4 protein-coding genes and 1 pseudogene are annotated in these 4,763 nt (G+C 43.1%); all 5 read left to right on the top strand.

Features of this window, described 5'->3' with window-relative positions; genetic code table 11:
* Nucleotides 1-1,966, top strand: a pseudogene (locus SANK73390_RS09490) (hypothetical protein); the annotation flags it as partial.
* Nucleotides 1,966-2,412, top strand: a complete 447-nt coding sequence (locus tag SANK73390_RS09495) for a phage tail protein (protein WP_261592356.1) — start codon at nt 1,966-1,968, stop codon at nt 2,410-2,412. The pseudogene SANK73390_RS09490 and the gene SANK73390_RS09495, both read left to right, overlap by 1 nt.
* Nucleotides 2,413-2,423: 11 nt before the next feature.
* Nucleotides 2,424-2,639: a tail protein X gene (locus SANK73390_RS09500; protein ID WP_261592357.1), complete on the top strand. Its 216-nt coding sequence runs from the start codon at nt 2,424-2,426 to the stop codon at nt 2,637-2,639.
* Nucleotides 2,640-2,649: 10 nt separating this feature from the next.
* Entirely contained in the window at nt 2,650-3,657 is a 1,008-nt protein-coding gene (locus SANK73390_RS09505) for a phage late control D family protein (protein ID WP_462765733.1), read from the top strand.
* 502 nt (nt 3,658-4,159) lie between these two features.
* The coding region (locus tag SANK73390_RS09510) for an ISAs1 family transposase (RefSeq protein WP_462765735.1) at nt 4,160-4,763 on the top strand (604 nt) is incomplete at its 3' end.

The following is a 4,763-nucleotide window of genomic DNA, read 5'->3' on the forward strand; positions in this document are numbered from 1 at the left end:
GGGCCTCGCTACGGGTGATATATCGAGTTTGCTTGATGCAGCTCCGGGTTTACTAAAAGCGGCCAATCTAAAAGGCCCAGCAAAAGCGCTGAGTGATGTACTGCCAGCCATTCAACAGTTAGACATAAAAGCGGTAATGGATGGTGATTTACAATCACTTGTAAAAGCAGGGCCCGATCTGCTCAATGCGTTTGGCTTTGGTGATGCTGCGTCTGTATTTGAACGGCATTCATCAGCAATTGGTAAACTTGATTTTAAAGGCATCTTAAACGGTGACTTGTCGTCAATTGGAGATGCTGCTACTGAATTCTTCACTGATTTTGGTGCAGATGAACCGGCCCAGAACGAAAAGTCAAAGCGCCGTAAAAAGCGGGCTTCACGAAAGCGTACAAGTAAGCGACGAGCGTCTAAACAGCGCCAAACGCAATATCGTAGTGACAATAAGCCGTGGGCAAAAGAAAATCGTAATGTAATGGTGTCTAAGCAAAGTCAAAAAGCCAAGATTAAAACACCAAAACCAGCACTTAGAGTGCTAGATGGAGGTTTAGATAACAAGGTCAAAGGCTTCAAGCAAGCAGCTAAGCCAGTTTCCTCGCAAAATAAGCGTAAATTGGGTAAACGCCGTGCCGCGAATGATCCTATTTTTGGTGTAATGAAAAAGTCACCCGGTAAGCTTGGTGGTATTTTTAATAGTTTAGCTAAAAGCCCTGCGACTAAGATGTTGGGTCGTTTTACTGGCCCACTGAGAACGATATTGAGTGCTGCAGATGTTGCCACAACACTATCTGATGACAGTTTAAGTAAGCGCGAAAAGTCTCAGCAAATAGGTTCTGCGGCAGGTGGTGCTGGTGGTGCGCTTGCTGGTGCAGCGGCTGGGGCTGCAATAGGCTCTATCATCCCAGGGGTCGGTACATTAATTGGTGGTGCCATTGGTGGTGCCATTGGCTCATTTGGTGGCGAGTCAATTGGCGGGTTTTTAGGGGACTGGTTTGGTAGTTCGCTTGAAGATGAAAAACCAGCAAAGAATGAACAACCTGCTGCACCAGCAATGTTAAATAGCACGACTGAAGAGTCAACTGGTAATCTAGTTAACGCCCAGTCGCTTAATATGGCTAACGTTGACGCCACACTTGGCAATATCGCAGCTAATGATTCAACACAGACTCAAACCATAACTCAAACTACAGCCAAGAGCGACTCTACAAAGCTAAGTGAAGTTAAGCACCCAATTGATAACGTGTTGGGTGCTGCAGGTAATGCGCTGGGACCTGTGAATGCACTTGCGGGGACTGTTGGTGCAATGCAGCAAAGCTCAAGTAAGAAAAGCAACATACTTATGGGTATTGCTAACATGGGTGGCATTTTGGGCAATGTGGTCAATGGCCTTAGCATCCTGCGAGCTGCAACCAATGACACACTTTCTGCGAAAGAAAAAGCACAAGCTATAGGGCAAACTGGTGGTAGCTGGTTAACGGGAGAGCTCATCTCGCGCACGCTGGGTAAGTCGAAAAAAGGCAAAGCATTAGCACCGATGGCGAGCTGGGTTGGTGGCATGTTAGCGGGTCCTGCTATTGGTAGTTTAGGTGGTTGGTTAACTGAAACCATCATGGGTAAAGAGCAAGCAAGTACAAAGCCATTAAATGAAAGTGCTTTGAATGATAGTTTTCGGAACGACAGTTCTCGGAACGACAGTTCTCCAGCCGGTAATCTTTTGCCTGATAACAAGATCGATGCGCTTGATGAAAATCCAAGTGTACTCCACCGAACTCAGTCTAAAACATCAAGTGGCACGTCTGCGACACAAACCGTCAATAGCAGTGTCACGGTGAATGCCAACATTACGGTAAACGCCACACCAGATATGTCAGCTATGGATATTGCTGAGCAAATCAAGCAAGCGCTTGAACAAAAACAACAGCAAGCACAGCGAGATATGCGCTTGCAATACATTGATGAGGTAGCTTAATGGCAAAAGTAAATAGTGCGTCGCACATGATGCAACTGGGAGAGTATAAATTTTCAGTGAGCAGTGCGGCATTTAGCAAATTATCTTACGAAACAGAGTATCGCTGGAAGACCCAAGACTCTCAAACTGAAGATAAAAGCCCTGTTCAGCAGTTTGTTGGGGTGGGTAAGCAAAGCATTAATCTCGACGGCACAATTTATCCTCAGCTTGTTGAAGGAGGGTTAGTACAGGTAGATAAAATGCGAGCAGAGGCGGCTAAGGGTCAGCCTCTTACGCTAGGTTATGTTGAAGAAAGTGGTAAATCGAGTCCTTCTGTTGGGCGTGTGATGGGCAAATGGATAATCAAGTCTATCAACGAAGAGCGTTCGCTGTTTCTTAATGATGGTATTCCTAGAGAAATTCAATTTCAAATGACGTTAGACCGTTATGACGGTAATACAAAGTAACGAGGTAAATAATGAGCGGCGTAACTTATGTCACACGTGATGGTGACTGCCTAGACAACATTTGTTGGCGGCATTATGGGCGTAGCAATCAAATGGTAGAGCTGGTACTAGAGGCAAATCATGGTCTTGCAGAACGAGGGGCTATTTATTCTGAGAATATAGCAATATTCCTGCCAGAAGTAATTGAAAAACCAATAGAAGATAACATTATTAACATTTGGGATTGAGGAAAAAATTATGGATATACAACCTCAGTTTTCTATCAAAACCAATGGTAAAGAAGTTGCTAAACGCCTTATCGACAGAGTTGTTAACGTGACGGTTCGCATGAAAACTGGATTAATGAGCGATAGTTGTTATGTACGCTTTGATAATTTAGAAGCGGCGCCCATTCAACAGCCTAAACCCACAGATTTGGTTGAAATTGCAATGGGATACAAAGAGGGCAATGAGGATAAAAGCGCTACACTCACGCCACTAGGTAAGTTCGAAGTAGGGGAGTTTAATTTAACGGGTCCAGTGCGCTCTTTAGAGCTATTTGGTAATAAGTTACTTTGGCATACTGCTTTGAAAGCTCCAAAGCATCGCTCTTGGCCTGAAGACCCGAAACAGCCAAAGAAATTAGGTGAATTAGTCTCTGATATTGCCGGAGAGTATGGCCTTGAAGCTAAAGTCGGTGATGCTTTTAAAAATATTGAGTTACCCCATATTGAGCAAAGTGAAAGCGATGCTCAACTACTCAGCATGTTGGCTGAGCAATTCGATGCCATTGTAAAAATAGCTCATGACAAGCTGATCTTCATGGCAAGAGGAACTGGACGATCGCTCTCAGGTAAAGAGCTCAAAGAAGTTGAAATAAAAAACTCACAGATATTGAGTTGGCGCTATGGCAAAGATGCTTATCGACAAGTGGGCGATGTAACCGCCTTTTATTACGATTTAGATAAGGCAGCACGCACCCCAGTTAAGGCAGGCAGTGGTAGCCCTAGTATTGTATTGCCATATGTATACGCTGATGAGGCGTCTGCAAAGCGTGCGGCAAAAGCCAAGCACAATAGACTAAAGCGTGCAAGTACGCGCATTAACCTATCCATTATTGGTGATGCCAACATTGTTGCCGGTGCTGTTGTTAAAATAGTTAATACTAAAAGCGACGCCGACGGCAAATGGTTTGTTGATGGTGTTGAGCACTGTATCAATAAGCAAGGTTTCCGCTCTCACTTGGTGTGTGAGCAACTTACTTAACAGGCCTTTTATTCAGTTTTTAGTTCTTAAATTACCTTAATTTATAAAAATATTGATGCTTTCGTTTTATAGAAGCGAACGAAGCATATCCTTCTTCTTTATTCCTACCAACGATTCCTTTCTCCAACTAAGGCTATCCTGTGCACATGTACAGGCTCTGGCCTCCTTCCGAAATATTTGCAAAACTCTGCTACTAAAATACTTCCTTAATAAACGTAAAATTAACTTCAATAAAATAACTTAAATTTATTTATCATAAACTTAATAATGCTCTCGGCAACTTATTGATCTTAGAACTCGTTTATAGGCAGTTTAAGAAAATGAAATATGTGAATATTTTGAATGTGAAGTCATATTTGCTTTTATTAATGATGTATAGAACCTACAGATGCAACGATGACAGTGCCTTAAGCGCACGGCGGGATCGCACTTTGTAAAAAGGCTTTAACACCCGCCTCTTTTCTGATCTAATAACGCCCACATTATCACTATCTACTTGTTAATTACGTCGTTATTTAGCCACCTTGAACTTGTGGAAGATAAGCGTTCTTCCATCAACCAATATCATGATCTTACTGATGTCTTGTTTCTTATCATTTCGGCGGTTTTATCCGGTTGTGAAGGCTGGAAAGATATCGAAGTGTTTGGACACAGCAAGCTGTCTTGGCTCCGACAGTTCAGAGCATTTAAACACGGTATTCCAACGCGACATAGTATTGCTCGTATTCTTAAAACAGTGGAAACTGACTCTCTGATTTTGGCCCTGTTTAGTTGGGTTAACGAGCAACGAACTCAATCTGACAAGCCAATTATTGCATTTGATGGAAAAACTCTGCGTGGTGCCAGTAAAAAGCGTGAGGATAACTTACACTTGGTGTCCGCTTTTGATTGTGAGTCAGGTTTAACTTTGTATCAGCGTACCGTAGAAAGTAAATCCAACGAGATCCCTGCAGTTAGGGCCTTATTAGATGTGCTCGATATTTCAGACTCTATCGTCACACTAGATGCACTACATTGTCAGAAAGCGACACTCTCAGCGCTGACTTCAAGAGGTGCGGACTATCTGGTTCAGGTCAAAGCAAATCAGAAAACGCTTTATAAAGCAG

Source organism: Pseudoalteromonas sp. SANK 73390, assembly GCF_054966645.1.